The organism is Enterobacter sp. CRENT-193 (genome assembly GCF_002787395.1).
GTDB lineage: Bacteria > Pseudomonadota > Gammaproteobacteria > Enterobacterales > Enterobacteriaceae > Enterobacter > Enterobacter hormaechei_C.
The window spans coordinates 3,469,098-3,490,017 of record NZ_CP024812.1 but is presented as its reverse complement, the minus strand read 5'-3'; the positions used below and the strand labels follow the sequence as shown (position 1 = coordinate 3,490,017).

Genomic DNA, 20,920 nt, shown 5'->3' with positions numbered 1-20,920 from the left:
TGGGCGAAAATGTGCAGTAAATCACATGGCTAAGTAAAAATTTGACGTCAGCCATTGAAGTGCTTCACCATAGCCCTCAGTTTATTTCGAAGCTCGAAAATAAGGGAGTACGAGGTGGTTGCTGATAGTCAGCCAGGGCATATCGATCAGATCAAGCAGACCAACGCGGGTGCCGTTTATCGCCTGATTGATCAGCTTGGTCCGGTTTCGCGTATCGATCTTTCGCGCCTGGCACAACTGGCACCCGCCAGTATTACCAAGATTGTCCGCGAAATGCTGGAAGCCCATCTGGTTCAGGAGACAGAAATTCAGGAGCCGGGCAGTCGTGGCCGTCCGGCGGTAGGGCTGGTGGTGGAAACGGAAGCCTGGCACTACCTGTCGCTGCGGATTAGCCGCGGGGAAATCTTCCTCGCGCTGCGCGACCTCAGCAGCAAGCTGGTGGTGGAAGACCGGCTGGAACTCCCGCTTAATGCAGAGCAACCACTTCTCGATGCCATTCTGACCCACATCGACCAGTTCTTTATTCGTCACCAGCAGCGTCTTGAACGTTTAACGGCGATTGCGATCACCCTGCCGGGAATTATTGATACCGAAAATGGCATTGTGCACCGCATGCCGTTTTATGAAAACGTCAAAGAGATGCCACTGGGCGACGTGCTGGAAAACCACACCGGTGTACCGGTCTACATTCAGCATGATATCAGCGCCTGGACGATGGCGGAGGCGTTGTTTGGCGCTTCCCGGGGCGCGCGCGACGTGATTCAGGTGGTGATTGATCATAACGTTGGCGCTGGTGTGATTACCGACGGGCGTCTGTTGCATGCTGGCAGCAGTAGCCTGGTGGAGATCGGCCATACGCAGGTCGATCCGTACGGAAAACGCTGCTACTGCGGTAACCATGGCTGTCTGGAGACGATTGCCAGCGTCGAAAGCGTGCTGGAGCTGGCGCAAGTGCGGCTCAGCCAGTCGATGAGCTCCACGCTGCACGGTCAACCGTTAAGCGTCGAGGCACTGTGCGCTGCGGCAAGGCAGGGCGATCTGCTGGCGAAGGACATTATTACCGGCGTGGGCAATAATGTCGGGCGCATTCTGGCCATTATGGTGAACCTGTTTAACCCGCAAAAAATACTGATCGGCTCCCCGCTCAGCCAGGCGGCGGATATCCTCTTTCCGGCGATTTCCGCCTGCATCAATCAGCAGGCGCTTCCCGCGTACAGTAAAAACATCGTGGTCGAAAGTACGCAATTTTCCAACCAGGGCACGATGGCCGGCGCCGCGCTGGTAAAAGATGCGATGTACAACGGCTCGTTACTGATTCGTTTGCTACAGGGCTAACTCTTTTCCAGAGATGTACGAAAAATTGCGCTATCTCAAGCCCGGTAGCGCACGCATCCCGTAGACTTTCCCCACTGAATTATTTACCTGGTTTATATTTTGAAGCATACCCAAGAGGTGGAATGAGTCATGCTTAAGCGTTTCTTTATTACTGGTACGGATACGTCTGTCGGGAAGACAGTCGTATCCCGCGCGTTACTCCAGGCCCTGGCGGCAAGCGGTAAACGCGTTGCAGGATACAAGCCGGTTGCAAAAGGCAGTAAAGAGACGCCAGAAGGGCTGCGCAATAAGGACGCCCTGGTTCTGCAAAGCGTCTCGTCTCTGGAACTGCCTTATGATGCCGTCAATCCTATCGCGTTAAGCGAAGAGGAAAGCAGCGTCGCTCACAGTGGGCTTATCAACTACAGCCTGCTTTCTGATGGCCTGGCAAATCTGAGTGAAAAGGTTGACCACGTTGTCGTTGAAGGGACCGGTGGCTGGCGCAGCCTGATGAACGATTTACGTCCCCTTTCCGAATGGGTGGTACAGGAGCAATTGCCGGTGATTATGGTCGTGGGCATCCAGGAAGGGTGCATCAACCATGCCTTGCTGACGGCGCAGGCTATCGCTAATGACGGCCTGCCGCTGATTGGTTGGGTGGCGAATCGTATTAACCCGGGCCTTGCGCACTACGCTGAAATCATCGACGTGCTGAGCAAAAAGCTGCCTGGCCCGCTGGTAGGCGAACTGCCTTATCTGCCCCGCGCAGAGCAGCGCGAATTAGCGCACTATATCGATCTCTCGGCTTTCGGCGGTATGCTGGCCATAGATCGAGTCGTGGCGTAGCGTTCTCGACAATACCGATGCCACAACACAGGCAACCAGCAAACCGGGAAGTAAAAAATACTGCCCGGTCATCTCACAGACCATCAAGGCCGACATGATTGGCGCATGCGTTGTGGCGGCGAGCAGCGTCGCCATTCCCGCCAGCCCAAGCAGGATCGCCGTCTCAGAGCCAGGAAACCACAGCGCAAAGATCTGCGCAAACAGCATTCCCGTTGCCATACCAACGAACAAGGTTGGCGTGAACACGCCTCCCGGCGCGCCGGACCCGCTGCTTGCCAGTACCGCCAGCAGCTTGCAAATAAAGACGCCAGCAATCACCGACAGCAGCGGCGGCGACTGCAAAAACGCCTGAACCACGCTATAGCCATTCCCCCATACTTTCGGCGTCAGCAGCGACAGCAGCCCGACGATCAGACCACCCAGCGCCAGCTGCCACGGCGGTGAGAGTTTGAGACGCAGAAACAGCCTGTGGCTGGCCGCCATCAGCCACATCAGCAGCGGGCCGCAAACGCCAGCCAGCAGACCCACGCCAACGATCAGGAAATAATCCACCGCCGTAAGCATCTCGCTGAGATGGACATCATATAGCGTATTCGCGCCGGGACTTAACAGGCGCGTGGTCAGCAGGGCCACTACAGCGGCAATCACCACCGGGCCGAGGGAGGCCAGCATCAGCGTGCCAAACAGGATCTCTGCGATAAACAGGCTGCCCGCCAGCGGCGCATGATAGGCGCTGGCCATCCCGGCGGCGGCACCGCAGGCGATCCACAGTTTCCATTCGGATTTTGGCGTACAACGTTGTGCAAAAAAGGAGGCGGCGAGGGCGGCGAGCAGGATCATGGCGCCTTCACGGCCGATGGCGCTGCCGCTGGCGACCACCAGCAACGACGCGAGGGATTTCACCAGGCTGGCGCCGTAGTCAAACTGGCCGTCTCCCGTCTCAAGCGCTTCCATATAATCGGTCGGGGCGTGGGGACGTTGTGCCGTCATGCGCTGCCATCCCCACAGCAGCATCCCCGCGGCCAGACCACCTAGCGCAGGCGTCAGCGCCCGCCGCCAGGGCGATAACGCGGCTGCGGCGTTCACCAGACTTCCGCTTTCGTTGCTGAGAAATAGCCACTCCAGCAGATACATGCTGTGGCGGAACACCGCAACGGCCAGCGCCGCCAGCACGCCGGTGACGGTAGCAATCAGGAGACGGCGAAACATCGCGCGGATGTCGGGGTAAGCGTGAAGACGTTGCATGAAGTCGTGATTTAACGGGGACGATACAATATTGTGGCGGGAAATCGGGAGGTTAGCAAAAGGTATGCGTGCGGAAAAAGGCCGGGCAGTACCCGGCCTGAATGCTTAACTCTCGCTATGAATATTTAATGCCCGGCGCGTACGCCCTGAACTCAAATACTCCGCAATATAATCCTGGGATATCTCGCCGTTATAGCGTCCGTCCTCGTCCACAATCGGCATCCAGCTGGTGTTGCTCTCATACAGGCGAGAAAGCACCACGCGCAGGTTATCCTCGGCCTTACCGGTCATACGGAACGGATGCAGAATATCCCCGCAGCTGCCGCTGGCGTTACGCGCTTCGCGGCGCTTCACAAAGCCGAGCGGTTTGCCGTGCTCATCAACCACGGTAATGGCGCGAATATCGTTGTCATCCATGGTGGCGAAGGCCTCCGGCAGCGGCGTCGATTCGCGTACCGTAATCGTCGGCTGCTGGTCGGTGACGTCGCCCGCCGATACCAGCAGCAGGCGTTTCAACGTCCGGTCCTGACCAACAAACGAGCCAACAAACTCATTCGCGGGTTTCGCCAGCAGCTCGTCCGGGCTGGCGCACTGCACGATACGCCCCTGACGGAAGACGGCAATACGGTCGCCCAGCTTCAGCGCTTCGTCAATATCGTGGCTCACCAGCATCACGGTCTTTTTCAGCTTGCGCTGCATCTCAAGGAATTGGTTCTGGATCACCTCACGGTTGATCGGGTCGACTGCACCGAACGGTTCATCCATCAGCAGGACCGGAGGATCGGCTGCCAGCGCGCGGATGACGCCGATGCGCTGCTGCTGGCCGCCGGACATTTCACGCGGATAGCGGTGAAGGAATTTATGCGGATCCATTGCCACCATATCCATCAGCTCTTCGGCACGGGATTTACAGCGTGCCTTGTCCCAGCCCAGCATGCGCGGCACGACGGTAATGTTCTCTTCGATAGTCATGTTCGGGAACAGGCCAATCTGCTGGATCACGTAGCCAATGTTGCGGCGCAGGGTCACGGTGTCCATTCCGCTGGTGTCTTCGCCGTTAATCAGGATTGTCCCGCTACTTGGCGTAATGAGACGGTTGATCATCTTCAGTGTAGTGGTTTTCCCGCAGCCGGACGGGCCGAGCAGCACGCACATTTCCCCTTCAGGCACGTTCAGGTTGACGTTGTCGACGGCCTTAAACGTCTGGCCGTGTTTCTGTGAAAATTGTTTGGTGAGGTTTTCCAGTTTTATCATTATCGAATCCCCTTCGGAGTCAGTACCACCTGCAAACGGTGCAGCAACCAGTCGAGCACAATCGCTAAAAGACAAATCATCAGCGCGCCCGCAATCAACATACGAATATCACTCCCGCCAATACCGTTAAGCAGCAGCAGGCCCAGCCCGCCCGCACCGATCACGGCGGCAATCGCCATGACGCCGATGTTCATTACCACGGCGGTGCGGATGCCGCCAAAAATCACCGGCAGCGCCATCGGGATTTCCACCCAGCGCAGACGCTGCCAGAAGGTCATGCCGATACCGCGTCCCGCTTCTCGCAGGCCCGGCGGCAGGCTGTCGAGCGCCGTGTGGGTGTTACGCACAATCGGCAGCAGCGAATAGAGGAACACCGCCGTAATCGCGGGCAGGGCGCCAATGCCCTGACCGATCAGCGAAAAGAGCGGGATCATCAGGCCGAAAAGCGCAATTGACGGGATGGTGAGCACAATGGTGGCGATCCCCAGCACCGGCGTTGCCAGCCATTTATGGCGGACAATTAAAATGCCCAGCGGCACGCCAATAATAATCGCCAGGCCGACGGCGAGTGCCACCAGCCACAGGTGTTGCAGCGTCAGGGTTAAGAGATAGTCCCAGTTGTCGAGAATATAGTGAATCGTCTCCATAGCGCCTCCTACAGCAACTGTTTGCTACGCAGGAAATCACGGGCGACCTGCTGCGGTGACTGATGGTCGATATCCACCTTCTTATTCAGGTCGGTGATAACGTCGTTATTGAGCTGGGCTGAGAGGGTGTTCAGCGCCTCCTCCAGCCCCGGGTTAGCCTCCAGCGTGTCTTTTCGAACAACTGGCGTCACGGCATAACTCGGGAAGAAGCCTTTATCGTCTTCCAGCACTTTAAGATCGAAGCCCTTTACGCGCCCGTCGGTGGTGTAGATCAGCCCCGCATCGACAAACCCGTCGCGCACCGCGTTATAGACCAGGCCCGGATCCATCTGGCGGATCTGCGGGCGGTCCAGCTCCATCTTGTAGGCCGCCTGCAACGGCTTCATCCCGTCGCTGCGTCCGGCAAATTCCAGGTCAAGGCCCAGCAGCCAGTTGTTATCCGGATCGGTTTTACGGATCTGCTCAATCTTTGCCACCATCTCAGACATGGTATTGATATGTTCAGCCTCGGCGCGCTTGCGCTGCATGGCAAAGGCATAGGTATTGTTCATATCGGCAGGTTTAAGCCACACCAGACCGTGCTTCGCGTCGAGGCGTTTCACCGTCTCGTACGATTCCTGCGGCGACATGCGTTTATTGATGTGGTTGAAGATGATCAGCGACGTGCCGGTATACTCCCAGGTCATATCAATCTGCTTGTTGATCATCGCGTTACGGGAAATCACCGTTGCAATATTGGTCTGCGGCTGTACCTGAAACCCTTTCTTTTGCAGATACTGCACGGTCATGGCCGAGAGAATGTGCTGCTCGGTAAAGCTCTTGGTTGCCAGGATCAGCGGCGCGGCGAGCGCCTGGCTGGTGAAGAGCGCGGCGGCGCATAGCGCCGTCAGGCCGGAAAACAGTCTCATAGAAGCTCCTTGTTATAATTATCGCGCGAGATGCGGGCTCAGTAGTCGACCCAGTGCCGCCAGCAGCGTATCCAGAATCAGGGCGAACAGGGCGGTGGCCGCCGCGCCCAGGATCAGCGTCGGGAAGTCATTCAGGTAGATCCCAGGGAAAATCAGCTCGCCGTAGCTGCTGGCGCCAATCAGGAATGCCAGCGGTGCGGTACCGACGTTAATCGCAGTGGCAATGCGAATACCAGAAAGCATCACCGGCCACGCGTTAGGGATCTCAACCTGACGCAGGCGCTGCCATTTGGTCATGCCGATACCGTTTGCCGCTTCCAGCAACGACGCGGGAACAGAGCACAGCCCGGCATAGGTGTTACGCACAATCGGCAGCAGAGAGGCCAGAAAGAGGGCGATAATGGCCGGTTTATCACCGATGCCAATCACCACCATCGCCAGCGCCAGAACGGCCAGCGGCGGCAGGGTGTTACCCACGTTAAAGATTTGCATCACATATTCGGCGATACCACGCGCGGCTGGACGGCTCAGCAAAATACCGCTTGGAATGCCCACCAGCAGGGCAAAGAACATTGATGAAAAGACCAGAATCAGGTGCTGTTGCCCGAGGTAGATCAGGTCAACCTGGCGCGCCTTAATCGTCTCCAGTCCAATTCCCCAGGTGAGGAGAGCGAGAACCACGATAATCGCGCCGACAAAAAGCAGCGAACGTTTAAGTAATGGGTGCATTGCGGTGTGTCTCCCTGTGCGCATGCGTTATAGCAACCACCGGTTGCCTGTTGTTATGCCATGTTTCGGCAGGGGTACTTCACCTATAGCAAGCGAAACGGAAGGGTTCCAGCGAAGGGGGTAAAACAGTAACCCTATGAAATTAGTGACAACCTGGGTGAAGCCTTATGGCATAAGGGCTGTCAGTGGGCAGGCAGAATAGTCTTAAAGAAGCATGCTTTACGTGACAATGTCACGTAAGGCATGCTGATTAAACCTGTCGACTAAGCGCGGCGCGCACTTTTCGTACCCGCCACGAGATGCGGACGATAGAGAAGGCGGCGACGACCACCAGCATCAGGCCCAGCGCCAGCATCGCGTGGAATCCAAACTCTCTGAACAGGATCAGCCCCGCGATACCTCCGCTGATAAAGGAGAAAAGGGTAGTTAAATGGGTTTTGAGCTGACTCTTTTGCGCGGCCGTATCTTTGGAATAATCCCGGCGCAGCATGGCGACCATAACGGAGGCCAGCGAAATGCCCGCATCGGTCAGCGTGCCGGTGATGTGTGTGGATCTTACCCGTCCACCGGATAGCTGAGTGGAGGTGGAATTATGAATTCCCATCAACCCGCACAGGAAAATAATAATCTCCTGATTCGTGGCAAAGGAGTGAAAATACATTTCGTACAGGGATACCCCTGCCAGTAATAGCCCTTCAACAAACAGAACCTGGCTGAATACCAGCCTGATGTTATGGATAATCCCCCAGATAACAATAATCCGCGCAGCGATGGCACCTGAGACAAACGAAAGAATAATGGCGCCGAAGAAAAGAATATCGCTGAGATCGGTGGAGGAAACTTCGCTGGATAGCTGCGAGGTATTGCCCGTCATATGCGAGGGAAAAAAGCCGAACGCGCCCAGCGCAATGGCATTCAGCAGTCCCGCGGAGGTCGCCAGCCAGAGGGCAAGACGACGATCCTCCTGATGCGTTCGTTCTTTCTTTAATTTAATCAGCAAAGAATACCTCCGGTTTGAGCTTTGCCTGAACGCTCAAGCTAACAAAGCGATGTCGCTGGCTGACCAGGATATTGCTTAATTATTATTTCAACGGGAGGAGTGCGAGGTTTTGTAATTAAATAAAATAACCTTGTTAATATAATGCTTTATTGCTGATGACGCGAGCAGACTGGCGGGCATAAATACCGGCCCAGTATGCATGCTCGCTGGAGCGGGATGGGATTTGATTCAGTGTAGACATAGATGTAATTCACAACGACGAGAAGAGAAGCCAGCATCTGGTCCGCTGTTCCTGGGAATGTACAGATCGCCAGCCAGGGTGATCCCGTATCGGTTCTCGAACGTCACCTTGCGGTGGTCGACTTTATCGCTCTCGGCGAAGGTCTTATCTCAGGTTGTCACCATCGAAACGCGGGCGTCAGGATTTCGTGTTTCTTACTAATTCATTGTTTTAACTCAACTTAATGATGCGCATAGCAGCACGGCGGACAGTTTGGTGAATATTTTCATTCGACGCTGGCGTCCGGCTGGGGCCGGATGATTGCCGTGCGCATCACGCCCGATATGGAGATGGCTGTGGTTGCCGCTCCGGCGCATTTTCGGCGCTATGGTTTTCCGCAGACGCCCGCCGATCTGGATGCTCATCCCTGCATTGCCTACCAGTTCGCCGACGGTAACCACTATCAATGGGAGCTTGTGCAGGATGGGAAGCGAGTGACTCACCGCCCGGAGGGGCAATGGGCCTTTTCCGACAGCTACATGGAGGCCGAAGCGGCCCGGCTGGGACTCGGGCTGGCCTATGTCCCGGTTGAGCTGGTGGCTGACGATCTGGAGCGTGGCACGCTTATACGCGTCTTACAGCGCTACAGCCTGCGGATGGACGGACTGTACCTCTATTATCCACACCGCAACGTATCCCCGGCGCTGAGAGCGGTGATTGATACGCTGAAAATTTAGGGTGCCTCTTCGCTACGGTCTATACAGCCCCTGCGTTTGTGATACGCTACTATTTTATATAGCGCAGCTCAACTAAGGCTCTGAAATGACAAAAATAACGCCAGAATATACGGTAGTTGACTTATCACGTTGGGCAAGAAAGGAACACTTTGAAGTATTTCAGGGCTTTGCTCAATCTACATTTAACCAAACGGTTCAGCTGGACATTACCGTGCTGCTAAAGCATATCAAAGAGGTTGGCTGGAAATTTTATCCTGCGATTATTTCCCTTATTTCTCACGTCGTAAACCGGCATCCGGAATTCCGTATGGCCATGAAGGATAATGAGCTTGTAATATGGAATGAGGTGCATCCCAGCTATACCCTTTTCCATAAAGAGACGGAGACGTTTTCATCATTATGGAGTCACTTCGACGGGAATATTCATCACTTTCAGAACGTTTATGCAGAAGACGTTTCTCGCTATGGTGATAATCTTGCCTACTGGCCCAAAGAAGAGTCCCGGGAGAATATATTTTTCATATCTGATATTCCGTGGGTCAGTTTTAGCAGTTTTAACGTCAACGTCGCTAACATGCGGAATTTTTTTGCGCCCATGTTCACGTTTGGAAAATACTATAACCAGGATGAAAAAGTCTTGTTGCCTTTCGCCGTTCAGGTCCATCATTCTGTTTGTGATGGCTTCCATGTAGCCAGGATGATCAACGAGTTGCAAGAGTTATGTGATAATTTACCACACCATTCAGAGGCGCCGAACGTGTGATTCACGTGTTTTTAACATACGTCTGACGAGAGGAAATGCTGTAACCAAATTTTACGCCAGAACAGATTAAAATGTTCAATCGCATTGTTTTCGAGAAGATCGAAATAATGCATGATGAAGCCGCGAGCCGTTTCCGGCCCGCGGCGGCAGGACAGGTGATGAGACGTTCTGACGATCAGGCGGCTTTGACGGCCCGGATTTTTTTGGTGCTGTCCGCATCTGATGCTGTTTTATCCGTTTCAGCATTGAGCTCGGGAAGCTTGCTGGTACGCAGGATATGCTGCACGGACTCTTTCTGCTCGGCGAGATAAAGACCTAGGTTCTCCGCCTGCGTTTCATCCATCTGCATTCCGCTTTGCAACAGCCAGTCGGTAAACGCTTCTGCCATATCGAGCAGCTTGTCGTGAGCGTCAGCCTCTTTCTTACTGGCAAATGTCATTTTTTCTTCACCTTTTCGTACGACAACAAATTTTGTTTCAACAGCCATTGTGCACCCCCATATACTGTAATTATATACAGTATAGCAGTTGTGAAGTTGTGTTGCAGCAAAAATGTGCGAGCCTGGCCTGCACAACGGGTGGACAAGCCAGGTGCTGTTATCGGTACAGCGTTTTTTCGACAATCGGGATCAGCAAAGTGGACTGCCATTCCGCCAGCGTCAGCTGGGCAAGTTTACCCAGCGCGGTGTAGAACGGATGGGCCGCGTTTTCAACGAATACGCTAAGGAAACGCGTGCTCCATGGCAGCAGATGCCAGGCAAGAAGCTGGTCGCGTTCTGTTTCGCGACCGTTCTCGGCAAGCCATGCCGCCAGCATCAGCAACGTTCCGAAATGATCTTCGGGCTCATTCTGCTGCATCTCAAAGGCGATATGGTTTTCACGCATCCACTGACGCAACGCGAGGGTCGAATCGCCAAACAGCACGGACTCGCGATCAAGCCAGACCGAGCCCCACGGGGGGGCGGGCAGGGCATACGGGCCAATAAACAGACGCTGCCAGGCGTCTTTCAACGCTTCATCCGACGGGGTCTTAAACATACTGGCGACAGGCAGCAGGTTTTCCTCCGCCAGCGGCCAGTCCTGAACCCAGTCACCTGCGGTCAGGGCACTCACCAGCGGCGCGGTCTGCTCGCTGTCTGGGGCGAAATAAAACAGCGCGCCCAGTACCCGGGCGCTGAACGCGAACGATTCGCGGTGTGAGACATCATTCATTACAACTTTCCTTACTTGCGCGCGGGTAGCCCCGCGCACCTGTGTTAACCTGCAATTGCTAACCCTGCGGTCATATGCAGACCATAAAATAGCCCACGGCCAATCAGTTCACCCAGCACCACCAGAACGACACCTGCAAACAGGCCGAGCGTTTTTTGCTCCTGACGACGAATAAGCGGGCAGATCCAGCAGCCTAAACCCGCCGCCAGCAACGCGATGCGCCACACCTGAAGCGAGCCATAATCTGGCAGCAGGGCGCTGGCCTGCTGGATGGAACTCTGTATCGTCCCCAGCGTATTGCTTTGCAACACGACGACCGCCACGCAGACGATAATTGCCAGTACGCTGACAGACGCGGCAAGAGTACCTTTGAATGTCACGTTTGCGACGCGTAGCAGCAGCGCGGCCAGCAGAGGACCAGCAAGGACCATCGTCAGGAAGAAGCTCAGCGTGGTGTAACCCGTATACCAGGTCGGGACAGTCTCTATCTGATAGACCCGGGTCATCGCCCAGACAAAAACGATACCCAGAAGCTGGCTGACAACCAGCCAGATTTTGCCCAAAGCTGGGGGCATTTTACCGATAACCGACACCAGCCACCAGAAACCGCCCACGGCAAAGAAGATCGAACCCGCCGCGATCTCATTACTCAGCGCTGACGCGCCCACGCGGTTAAGCGAGTTGAAGGCACGCAGCGGGGAGCCAAGATGCAGCACCGAAGCCATAAACCCAATACCCATTACCAGCCAGAGAAAAAACAGGCTGCGCACGATGCGCATTCTGGCCTTGTCATCATTTTCCTTAAGCCAGACGAAGCCCATCACGATTAACGCGCCGGCCACGCACTGCCCGAAAACGGTGAAGATCACCAGCGGCCATTCATGCCATCCACTTCCCATCTCACACCTCCTTCGGGTTTGCCAGGTAGCCGGTGGTGTCCCCCGTCGGACGGCTGTTGGCGTTAGGTTTAATCACAATACTCGGCTTTGTGAAGTGCGCAGACGGCAGCGGCGCGACGGCAGCAAGCTGGCCGTGTTTTTTGCGCAGTTCCTCAATCGGGCCAAAGTCCAGCGCGCGCAGCGGGCAGGATTCGACGCAGATGGGCTTTTTGCCGTCCGCCACCCGGCTGTGGCAGCCGTCGCACTTGTCATGTGGCCTTTGGCGGCATTGTACTGCGGCGCGCCGTACGGGCAGGCCATGTGGCAGTAGCGACAGCCGATGCAGACATCCTCGTCCACCACCACAAAACCGTCGTCGCGCTTGTGCATTGCCCCGCTCGGGCAGACCTTGGTGCAGGCCGGATCTTCGCAGTGGTTGCAGGCAATCGACAGGTAATAGGCGAAGACATTCTGATGCCAGACGCCGTTATCCTCCTGCCAGTCGCCGCCCGCATATTCATAAATACGACGGAAGCTGACCTCCGGGGTCAGATCTTTGTAATCCTTGCAGGCCAGCTCGCAGGTTTTGCAACCGGTGCAGCGGCTGGAATCAATAAAAAATCCATACTGGGTTGTCATCGGTTAATCCTTATGCCTTCTCGATCTGCACCAGGTTCGTGTGCTGCGGGTTGCCTTTCGCCAGCGGTGACGGGCGGTGCGTGGTCAGGGTATTGATGCAGGAGCCGTGATCGACACGATCGCCTTTCATGTTGGCGTCATGCCAGGCGCCCTGGCCCATCGCGCTTACGCCGGGCATGATGCGCGGGGTGACTTTCGCAGCAATGCGCACTTCGCCGCGGTCGTTGAAGACGCGCACCATATCCCCATTTTTGATACCTCGTTGCTCTGCATCCACAGGGTTAAGCCACACCTCCTGGCGACAGGCGGCCTGGAGCACATCTACGTTGCCGTAACTGGAGTGGGTACGGGCTTTAAAGTGGAAACCGAACAGTTGCAGCGGGAATTTGCTGCGCTCGGGCGCGTCCCAGCCTTCAAAGGTTGAGGTATAGACCGGCAGCGGGGTGATGGTTTCGTCTTTTTGCAGTTCCCAGGTTGCCGCAATATCCGCCAGCTTGCTGGAGTAGATCTCGATTTTGCCCGACGGGGTTTTCAGCGGATTGGCATCCGGATCGTCACGGAATTTTTTATAGGCCACAAAATGTCCATTTGGATCTTTGCGCTTATAAATACCCATTTTTTTCAGCGCGTCGTAGGACGGCAGCAGCGGATCTTTGGCGACCATTTTGGCGTACAGGTAGCGCAGCCACTGCTCCTGCGTACGGCCTTCGGTGAATTTCTGATGGATATCCGGTCCGAGGCGTTTCGCCACTTCGCTCATGATCCAGTAAATGGGCTTGCGCTCGAACTTCGGGGCGGTAACCGGCTGGAGGAAAATCAGGTATCCCATGTTGCCGGCGTAATCGTTGGGGATGATATCTTCCTGCTCGACGGTCATCAGATCCGGCAGAACAATATCGGCATACTTCGCAGACGAGGTCATGAAGTTATCAATGACGACGATCGTTTCGCACTTGCTCTCATCCTGCAAAATGTCGTGAGTTTTGTTGATATCGGAGTGCTGGTTGATGATGGTATTACCCGCGTAGTTCCAGATGAACTTGATCGGCACATCGAGCTTATCTTTGCCGCGTACGCCGTCGCGCAGGGCGGTCATCTCCGGTCCACGCACGATGGCATCCGTCCAGCTGAAGCAGGAGATTTGCGTTTTCACCGGATTTTCCGGCAGCGGCATGCGTTCGATGGTGATGGTGTAGGTCGATTCGCGTGCGCCGCTGTTACCGCCGTTAATGCCGACGTTGCCGGTCAGGATCGGCAGCATGGCGATGGCGCGGGACGTTTGCTCCCCGTTTGCCTGACGCTGCGGGCCCCAGCCCTGGCAAATGTAGGCCGGTTTCGCCGAACCGATTTCACGGGCCAGCTTAATGATGCGTTCGGCAGGGATGCCCGTTATGCGAGACGCCCAATCCGGAGTTTTCGCGGTTTTGTCATCACCCTGGCCGAGAATATAGGCTTTGTAATGACCATTAGCCGGTGCGCCTTCCGGCAGGGTTTTTTCGTCATAACCCACGCAGTATTTATCGAGGAAAGGTTGATCGACCAGATTTTCATTAATCAGCACCCACGCAATACCTGCCACCAGCGCGGCATCGGTGCCCGGACGAATCGGGATCCACTCGTCTTCACGCCCTGCGGCAGTGTCGGTATAACGCGGATCGATAACGATCATCCGCGCGTTTGACCGTTCGCGCGCCTGCTCAAGGAAGTATGTGATACCGCCGCCGCTCATGCGCGTTTCCGCCGGATTATTGCCGAACATCACCACCAGTTTGGTGTTTTCGATATCCGATGTGCTGTTGCCGTCGTTGCTGCCGTAGGTGTAGGGCATTGCGCAGGCGATCTGCGCGGTGCTGTAGGTGCCGTAGTGGCTGAGGAAGCCGCCGTAGCAGTTCATCAGGCGCGCGACCAGCGAGGCGTAAGGGGAGGAACGGGTGATGTTGCCGCCTACAATTCCGGAGGAGTAGTTAATGTAGACCGCTTCGTTGCCGTATTTTTCGACCACGCTTTTCAGACTCGCGGCGATGGTGTCCAGCGCTTCTTCCCAGGTGATACGCTCAAACTTGCCTTCTCCGCGTTTGCCCACGCGTTTCATCGGATAGTTCAGACGGTCTGGGTGATTGATGCGACGGCGAATTGAACGGCCTCGCAGGCAGGCGCGAACCTGATGGTTGCCGTAAACATCCTCGCCGGTATTATCCGTCTCAACCCAATAGACTTCGTCATCGCGAACGTGCAGACGCAGAGCGCAGCGGCTACCGCAGTTTACCGAGCAGGCGCCCCAGACGACTTTGTCTTCTGCGGGCTGAATAGCGGACTGCACAGCGGCGGCGGCGCTTTTCAGACCAAAAGGTAATGCGATCCCACCGGCGGCAAGCGCCAGAGATCCTATGGCAGTAGATTTAACCAGAGTTCGACGGCTTATCCCGCCGTGATGTTCAACTTCGGACATGACTCACCCCATCATTGTTAATAATTATTTTCACCCGTGACTACAACCGGGCTAATGATGGGGGGAATGTTACTTATTTAGAGGTATTAAATATTAATCCTCGTCAAATCAGGGGAATTGAGTGGGAAAATCATTGCGGCTCAGCGGGCGCATTCTCCTGCGTACCTGCGCCGCTCACCGGGTAGTTGCCGCTACTGGTGCGGGTATACAAAATTTTGAAAGTATCGTTGGCACAATGCCCAACGACCTGCGCATCCGGCTGATCGGCCTGATCGTTCGGGACGATGTTCAGGGTAAAGCCAGACTCCGGTACGCCGTTGTTGATAATCTTCTGCTGAATGTCGCTTTTCACGCGCTCGCAGGAATCCGGGGCCGCAAGAAGAGCGGGTGAAGCACTCATTAACAGCAGGGCGGTAATCCAGGGTAACCGTTTCATCTGTAGCTCCTTTTCACTGTGTAGACTGTAAGCATAGCAGGGCTAGGGTAAGCTTTTGTTTTTGGGTCTGTCTTTCTGAATTGTCCTGGAGCCCTGCCTGCGTCATAAAATAAATTGCGAATAATGGTGCTGATTGTCTACCAGATAAGAAGGCAGGGTGCGTTTTGATACCTCTTGCCTGACCAGTTTTCGGTCTCGTCCCCAGATATCTTCGGCGTTTGTGATAACCTTCATAATATGTTCCGGGTTATTGAATTCCGGCAGATCGTATTCGGTATGAGAAATGGTAGACATTTTTTCAGAAATTCTTTCTGGGGTCATTACCCAGGAGAAATGCCAGCCGCCATCTTTCACAATCTTATTATTGATTTTTAGCCAGTTCCATTTAAACCATGACCAGTTTTTATCTTTGCGCGCACGCTTCCAGTTTCGGAAAGATTCAGGCTCACCGTGGAAGAAATGCTTAAGGTTGTAATAGGACGTCGCGCGCGGCAAAGTACATTTTCTAGGCGTACCATCCGTGTTGTGAACCTGGAGATTAAACTGATAGTTGAATACGTTTTGATGAATAGTCGTGCAGAGCGCGCGCGGATTAATGGCCCTGACCGTGTCGGGAGAGAAGATTTCGTCAACGTCTGACACCAGAATCAGATCGTCGTCTGCCGCGTCTTTTAACCCGTTCATAATGGAGTTGCGAAGCGCTGCTTCATTTGCCCATGCATCAACCTGGTTATTATCCGCCCGGTTTAAAATAGGCTGCGCGTCAAAAGGCACGTAAATGATTTTGTCTTTGAATTTGGCAAACTTCGTAATATCGAAATGCAATTCTCGCGGTATGCCCGTAAAAGAGTGTGTTGCTTCTACAATGACAAAACGGTCAACGACATCAGCGAGAGTATGTAATCTGATGTCGAGCAACATATCTTCGTCATAGTATAAAAAACAGTCGTAAATCATGATGTTAACCCGAAAATTTAAGAATCTAATTTTATAATAGTGTGGAATCTTCCGCGCCCAAAGTAGCCACTTTGGCAGGTTTCGTCAATGCAAACGACGGATTTATAAAGCGCGAAGAGTCAAATGAAGTGCTGTTATGTAAGTTGCTGTATTTGCTAATATGATTGTATCTCTCTCTGAACGGTAAATGATGTGAACAAATACGCAGCGATAACGCTACTGGCAACGGTACTGGTGGGATGCGACAACAACACCGCGCCGCTGTCATTTACGCCAGAGATGGCGAGCTTTTCGAACGAGTTTGACTTTGATCCTCTGCGCGGGCCGGTGAAGGATTTTACCCAGACGCTATTCAACGATAAGGGTGAAGTCTCTAAACGTGTGACCGGCACGATGTCAACGGAAGGGTGTTTCGATACGCTTGAACTGCACGATCTCGAAGCGAATACGGGCGTTGCGCTGGTGCTGGATGCTAACTACTACGTCGATGCGGAAACCCAGCAGCAGAAGGTAAAGTTGCAGGGGAAATGCCAGCTGGCGGAACTGCCGTCTGCCGGCCTGACGTGGGACACCGACGATAACGGGTTTGTGGTTGCAGCGCACAGTAAAGAGATGGAAGTGAAGTACCAGTATGACGCCGACGGCTACCCGCTGGGTAAAACTACGGTTTCCGGCGACCAGCGTTTATCGGTCAAGTCGGTGCCTTCGAAAGATCTGCGCAAGCGCATGGATTATACGGCGGTAAGCCTGTTGAACGATAAACCGATGGGCAATGTAAAGCAGAGCTGTGATTACGATCGCCACAACAACCCGGTGAACTGTGAGCTGGTGATAACAGATGACAGCGTCAAACCTGCCGTTGAGCGCAAGTACACCATCAAAAACAGCATTGAATATTATTGAGAATAAAACCGCGCAGGTTACTGCGCGGTGGGTTTAAGCAGGCTGGCGGAGGAGGACTTATGCCCGGCCAGATGCTGATGCTGGAAAATGCACATGCGTATGGTGTTACGGTATTCGCCGTTAATAAAGAACTCATGGATCAGTTCACCTTCCACCATAAAGCCCAGCTTACGGTAGATATGAATCGCTTTTTCGTTCTCTTTGTCGACGATAAGGTAAAGCTTGTAGAGATTCAGGACGTTAAACCCGTAATCCATCGCCAGCTTTGCCGCTCGCGACGCAAGACCTTTCCCCTGGTGCTCCGGTGAAATAATGATCTGAAATTCCGCCCGACGGTGAACGTGGTTGATCTCAACCAGTTCAACCAGCCCGGCTTTTTCACCTTCGCACTCCACCACAAACCGGCGTTCACTCTGATCGTGGATATGCTTATCGTAGAGATCGGACAGCTCGACAAACGCCTCATAAGGCTCTTCAAACCAGTAGCGCATCACGCTGGCATTGTTGTCGAGCTGGTGAACAAAGCGTAAATCTTCGCGCTCCAACGGACGGAGCTTAACGTCACACGGCGTCGACATTACGGTGCTACCGTGCGGCCAGTGCGACGATCCAGACAGCGCAGGGTGTTAGGCTCCCAATAGGCGTTGACGTTGGCACTTTGCTGGCATTTGTCGCGGGCATCAAACGCGACGTCTTCTTTATCCCACTCTTTTTCCACGCGCTTATTCACTTTCTGACGCAGGCTGCGGGTGTCATTCCATTGTTCTTTGTCCATGGCGGCGTTCTGACGGCTTTGCGCGCTGTCACCAGACTCAATGATGAGTTTGCTGGTTTCGGCTGATGCCGTTGCGGCGAAGGCGAACGATGACAGCGCCAGTACGGCTGTCAGACAAAGGCGTTTGCTTAATGTAGTCATAGCGTTTCCTTTAAACGGGTGCAGACAATCGGATTACCCCGTTGGATTCTACACCAATCCGAAAGGGTGTCATACCCGCGCGGCAGGTATGGGAACGATGTGAACATTATCGCGTATGATGTCTAAATCAATCCTCACGAAACGAGAAAAATGTTCAAAACGACGCTGCTTTTTTTCGCGACCGCGCTGTGCGAAATCATCGGATGCTTTTTGCCGTGGCTCTGGCTAAAGCGGGGCGCTTCCGCGCTGCTGCTGATCCCGGCGGGTGTGTCCCTGGCCCTTTTTGTCTGGCTGCTCACCCTGCATCCGGCCGCCAGCGGGAGGGTATATGCGGCCTACGGCGGAGTGTACGTCTGTACCGCGCTGCTGTGGCTGCGCGTTGTCGATGGCGTCCGGCTAAGCCTGTATGACTGGGCAGGCGCGCTGATTGCCCTGTGCGGCATGTTGATCATCGTGGCCGGTTGGGGACGCGCATAAGCGTCCTTATAGTGTGATCGCCCGCTGATTTTACGATCATTATACTTGTATGGTAGTAGTGTAGTTGCGTAAATTTCCTGCATCACAACGAGCGATGTAAGGAAATGGATTATGAAGATTGTCGGGGCTGAAGTATTTGTCACCTGCCCGGGGCGTAACTTTGTCACCCTTAAAATTACGACCGATGAAGGCATTGTCGGCCTGGGTGATGCCACGCTGAACGGACGCGAACTTTCCGTTGCCTCTTACCTGAAAGATCACCTGTGCCCTCAGCTGATTGGCCGCGATGCGCACCGCATCGAAGATATCTGGCAGTTCTTCTATAAAGGCGCTTACTGGCGTCGTGGTCCGGTAACCATGTCAGCGATTTCTGCCGTGGATATGGCGCTATGGGACATTAAGGCGAAAGCCGCGAACATGCCGCTCTATCAGCTTCTGGGCGGGGCTTCCCGGGAAGGAGTGATGGTTTATTGTCACACCACCGGGCACACCATTGACGACGTGCTGGAAGATTATGCCCGTCATAAAGAGATGGGCTTCAAGGCAATTCGCGTGCAGTGCGGCGTGCCGGGAATGAAAACCACCTACGGCATGGCTAAAGGCAAAGGGCTGGCGTATGAGCCTGCGACGAAGGGCGCCTGGCCGGAAGAGCAGCTGTGGTCCACCGAGAAATACCTCGACTTCACGCCCAAACTGTTCGACGCAGTGCGCAGCCAGTTCGGTTTCAGTGAACATCTCCTTCACGACATGCACCACCGTCTGACGCCCATCGAAGCGGCGCGGTTCGGCAAAAGTATTGAAGAGTACCGCCTGTTCTGGATGGAAGATCCGACTCCCGCTGAAAACCAGGAGTGTTTCCGCCTGATCCGCCAGCACACCGTCACGCCAATTGCGGTGGGGGAAGTGTTCAACAGCATCTGGGACTGCAAGCAGCTGATTGAAGAGCAGCTCATTGACTATATCCGCGCCACCATAACCCATGCGGGCGGCATCACCGGGATGCGTCGCATTGCGGACTTTGCCTCACTCTACCAGGTGCGTACCGGCTCACACGGCCCGTCGGATCTGTCGCCGATTTGCCACGCCGCGGCGCTGCATTTTGACCTGTGGGTACCGAACTTTGGTGTGCAGGAGTATATGGGTTATTCAGAGCAGATGCTGGAAGTGTTCCCGCACAGCTGGCGCTTCGATAACGGCTATATGCACCCGGGCGACAAGCCAGGGCTGGGCATTGAGTTTGATGAGAAGCTGGCAGCGAAATACCCGTACGATCCGGCTTATCTGCCGGTGGCCCGTCTGGAAGACGGCACTCTCTGGAACTGGTAAACGAGGAGCGAATGATGAAAAGCGTAGTGATCCAAGAGCCGAATGCGCTGGAGATTGCGGAGCGTCCTCTCCCGTTGCCGGGGGCAGGCGACGTCCGCGTCAAAATTAAGCTCGCCGGTATTTGCGGTTCAGACAGCCATATCTATCGCGGGCATAACCCGTTTGCGAAATACCCGCGGGTAATCGGTCACGAGTTCTTTGGCGAAATAGACGCGGTTGGCGAAGGCGTGGAGGGCACCCGACTGGGCCAGCGCGTTTCGGTTGATCCGGTGATCAGCTGCGGGCACTGCTACCCATGTTCCGTTGGAAAACCGAACGTTTGTACTTCGCTGGTGGTGCTGGGCGTCCATCGCGACGGTGGTTTCAGCGAATACGCCGTCGTGCCGGCGAAAAATGCCTGGCACATTCCGGATGCGATCCCTGACAAACACGCGGTGATGGTTGAGCCATTCACCATTGCCGCCAACGTGACGGGGCAGGCGAAACCCACCGAACAGGACGTGGCGCTGATCTACGGCGCAGGCCCGATGGGGCTGGTCACCGTGCAGGCGCTGAAGGGCGTTTACAAGGTGAAGCAGGTCATCGTGGTAGACCGCATTGATGAGCGGCTGGAGATGGCGCAACGCAGCGGCGCAGACTGGGTCTTCAACAACGGCGAGCAGTCGTTACAGACTGCGCTGGATGAAAAAGGCATCAAGCCGACATTAATCATCGATGCTGCCTGTCATCCGTCCATTTTGCAGGAAGCGATTACGCTGGCGTCTCCGGCGGCGCGCATCGTGCTGATGGGATTTTCCAGCGACCCGAGCCAGATCGTGCAGCAGGGGATCACCGGCAAAGAGCTGTCGATCTTCTCTTCGCGCCTGAATGCCAACAAATTCCCGGTGGTCATTGACTGGCTGGAAAAAGGGCTGATCGACCCTGAAAAACTGGTCACCCATACATTTGACTATCACCACGTTACAGACGCCATCGAACTGTTTGAAAAAGACCAGCGGCAGTGCTGCAAAGTCTTGCTCACGTTCGACCAATAATAATTCACGCGGTTAAGAGCCTGCGAAGACA

General features: G+C 54.8%; 21 protein-coding genes and 4 pseudogenes. 8 read left to right on the top strand and 17 right to left on the bottom strand.

Annotated features, from left to right (window positions below):
• The first annotated feature begins 114 nt into the window (after positions 1 to 114).
• Both mlc and bioD read left to right on the top strand, forming a co-directional pair.
• On the top strand, positions 115 to 1,335 hold the full coding sequence (gene mlc, locus CU081_RS17305) for a sugar metabolism global transcriptional regulator Mlc (RefSeq protein ID WP_003857451.1): 1,221 nt from the start codon (positions 115 to 117) through the stop codon (positions 1,333 to 1,335).
• A 129-nt stretch (positions 1,336 to 1,464) separates the two neighbouring features.
• A complete protein-coding gene (gene bioD / locus CU081_RS17300) occupies positions 1,465 to 2,160 on the top strand; it encodes a dethiobiotin synthase (RefSeq protein ID WP_022651051.1) in 696 nt (231 codons plus the stop codon).
• On the opposite strand, the gene clcB is transcribed toward bioD, so the two are convergent.
• The 7 genes and pseudogenes from clcB to CU081_RS26880 all read right to left on the bottom strand — a co-directional run.
• The gene (clcB, locus tag CU081_RS17295; protein WP_022651052.1) at positions 2,095 to 3,405 is read right to left on the bottom strand and encodes a voltage-gated ClC-type chloride channel ClcB; all 1,311 of its coding nucleotides are present in this window, start codon (positions 3,403 to 3,405) and stop codon (positions 2,095 to 2,097) included. The two genes, bioD and clcB, sit on opposite strands and share 66 nt — an antisense overlap.
• A gap of 105 nt (positions 3,406 to 3,510) precedes the next feature.
• Entirely contained in the window at positions 3,511 to 4,659 is a 1,149-nt protein-coding gene (gene osmV, locus CU081_RS17290; RefSeq protein WP_003857446.1) for an osmoprotectant ABC transporter ATP-binding protein OsmV, read from the bottom strand.
• Positions 4,659 to 5,306 carry an osmoprotectant ABC transporter permease OsmW gene (gene osmW, locus CU081_RS17285; RefSeq protein WP_006808875.1) on the bottom strand — a complete coding sequence of 216 codons (648 nt, stop codon included), beginning with the start codon at positions 5,304 to 5,306 and terminating at the stop codon, positions 4,659 to 4,661. The genes osmV and osmW overlap by 1 nt, the downstream gene beginning before the upstream one ends.
• Before the next feature lie 8 nt (positions 5,307 to 5,314).
• Complete coding sequence (osmX, locus tag CU081_RS17280) at positions 5,315 to 6,214, bottom strand: osmoprotectant ABC transporter substrate-binding protein OsmX (RefSeq protein WP_003857443.1); 900 nt, start codon at positions 6,212 to 6,214, stop codon at positions 5,315 to 5,317.
• Positions 6,215 to 6,232: 18 nt separating this feature from the next.
• Positions 6,233 to 6,943, bottom strand: coding sequence for an osmoprotectant ABC transporter permease OsmY (gene osmY, locus CU081_RS17275; RefSeq protein ID WP_003857442.1), 711 nt, complete (start codon positions 6,941 to 6,943; stop codon positions 6,233 to 6,235).
• A 250-nt stretch (positions 6,944 to 7,193) separates the two neighbouring features.
• Complete coding sequence (locus CU081_RS17270; protein ID WP_003857441.1) at positions 7,194 to 7,943, bottom strand: YoaK family protein; 750 nt, start codon at positions 7,941 to 7,943, stop codon at positions 7,194 to 7,196.
• Positions 7,944 to 8,225: 282 nt separating this feature from the next.
• A pseudogene (locus CU081_RS26880) lies at positions 8,226 to 8,348 on the bottom strand (alpha/beta hydrolase); the annotation flags it as partial.
• A gap of 104 nt (positions 8,349 to 8,452) precedes the next feature.
• Between CU081_RS26880 and CU081_RS17260 the strand changes: the two are divergent.
• Positions 8,453 to 8,900 (top strand): annotated as a pseudogene (locus tag CU081_RS17260) (LysR substrate-binding domain-containing protein); the annotation flags it as partial.
• Positions 8,901 to 8,985: 85 nt separating this feature from the next.
• On the top strand, positions 8,986 to 9,663 hold the full coding sequence (catA, locus tag CU081_RS17255) for a type A chloramphenicol O-acetyltransferase (protein ID WP_022651054.1): 678 nt from the start codon (positions 8,986 to 8,988) through the stop codon (positions 9,661 to 9,663).
• Positions 9,664 to 9,838: 175 nt separating this feature from the next.
• Here catA and CU081_RS17250 read toward each other — a convergent pair whose 3' ends face one another.
• The 8 genes and pseudogenes from CU081_RS17250 to CU081_RS17220 all read right to left on the bottom strand — a co-directional run bounded on the left by CU081_RS17250 (position 9,839) and on the right by CU081_RS17220 (position 16,233).
• A complete protein-coding gene (locus CU081_RS17250) occupies positions 9,839 to 10,150 on the bottom strand; it encodes a YebG family protein (protein ID WP_032609101.1) in 312 nt (103 codons plus the stop codon).
• 109 nt (positions 10,151 to 10,259) lie between these two features.
• Positions 10,260 to 10,874 carry a Tat proofreading chaperone DmsD gene (gene dmsD / locus CU081_RS17245; RefSeq protein ID WP_017384547.1) on the bottom strand — a complete coding sequence of 205 codons (615 nt, stop codon included), beginning with the start codon at positions 10,872 to 10,874 and terminating at the stop codon, positions 10,260 to 10,262.
• A gap of 44 nt (positions 10,875 to 10,918) precedes the next feature.
• Positions 10,919 to 11,773: a dimethyl sulfoxide reductase anchor subunit family protein gene (locus CU081_RS17240; protein ID WP_022651056.1), complete on the bottom strand. Its 855-nt coding sequence runs from the start codon at positions 11,771 to 11,773 to the stop codon at positions 10,919 to 10,921.
• 1 nt (position 11,774) lies between these two features.
• Positions 11,775 to 12,277, bottom strand: a pseudogene (locus CU081_RS17235) (4Fe-4S dicluster domain-containing protein).
• A 57-nt stretch (positions 12,278 to 12,334) separates the two neighbouring features.
• Positions 12,335 to 12,391: pseudogene (locus CU081_RS26875) on the bottom strand (hypothetical protein); the annotation flags it as partial.
• A 10-nt stretch (positions 12,392 to 12,401) separates the two neighbouring features.
• Positions 12,402 to 14,840: a selenate/tellurate reductase subunit YnfE gene (gene ynfE, locus CU081_RS17230; protein WP_047737606.1), complete on the bottom strand. Its 2,439-nt coding sequence runs from the start codon at positions 14,838 to 14,840 to the stop codon at positions 12,402 to 12,404.
• 130 nt (positions 14,841 to 14,970) lie between these two features.
• Entirely contained in the window at positions 14,971 to 15,276 is a 306-nt protein-coding gene (locus CU081_RS17225; protein WP_003857424.1) for a DUF1161 domain-containing protein, read from the bottom strand.
• Positions 15,277 to 15,378: 102 nt separating this feature from the next.
• Entirely contained in the window at positions 15,379 to 16,233 is an 855-nt protein-coding gene (locus tag CU081_RS17220) for a benzoate transporter (RefSeq protein WP_003857421.1), read from the bottom strand.
• Between the two features lie 192 nt (positions 16,234 to 16,425).
• Here CU081_RS17220 and CU081_RS17215 point away from each other — a divergent pair, with 192 nt between their 5' ends.
• Positions 16,426 to 17,136: a YnfC family lipoprotein gene (locus CU081_RS17215; RefSeq protein WP_003857419.1), complete on the top strand. Its 711-nt coding sequence runs from the start codon at positions 16,426 to 16,428 to the stop codon at positions 17,134 to 17,136.
• Between the two features lie 17 nt (positions 17,137 to 17,153).
• Here the strand turns inward: CU081_RS17215 and speG are convergent, their stop codons facing one another.
• Positions 17,154 to 17,714 carry a spermidine N1-acetyltransferase gene (gene speG, locus CU081_RS17210; RefSeq protein WP_003857416.1) on the bottom strand — a complete coding sequence of 187 codons (561 nt, stop codon included), beginning with the start codon at positions 17,712 to 17,714 and terminating at the stop codon, positions 17,154 to 17,156.
• Entirely contained in the window at positions 17,714 to 18,052 is a 339-nt protein-coding gene (locus tag CU081_RS17205; RefSeq protein WP_006808856.1) for a DUF1283 family protein, read from the bottom strand. The genes speG and CU081_RS17205 overlap by 1 nt, the downstream gene beginning before the upstream one ends.
• A 150-nt stretch (positions 18,053 to 18,202) precedes the next feature.
• On the opposite strand from CU081_RS17205, the gene CU081_RS17200 reads away from it, so the two are divergent.
• The 3 genes from CU081_RS17200 to CU081_RS17190 all read left to right on the top strand — a co-directional run bounded on the left by CU081_RS17200 (position 18,203) and on the right by CU081_RS17190 (position 20,889).
• Positions 18,203 to 18,529: a YnfA family protein gene (locus CU081_RS17200; protein WP_003857412.1), complete on the top strand. Its 327-nt coding sequence runs from the start codon at positions 18,203 to 18,205 to the stop codon at positions 18,527 to 18,529.
• A gap of 111 nt (positions 18,530 to 18,640) precedes the next feature.
• Entirely contained in the window at positions 18,641 to 19,855 is a 1,215-nt protein-coding gene (gene manD / locus CU081_RS17195) for a D-mannonate dehydratase ManD (RefSeq protein WP_003857410.1), read from the top strand.
• 14 nt (positions 19,856 to 19,869) lie between these two features.
• A complete protein-coding gene (locus CU081_RS17190) occupies positions 19,870 to 20,889 on the top strand; it encodes a Zn-dependent oxidoreductase (RefSeq protein ID WP_023314072.1) in 1,020 nt (339 codons plus the stop codon).
• The last annotated feature ends 31 nt before the right edge of the window (positions 20,890 to 20,920 follow it).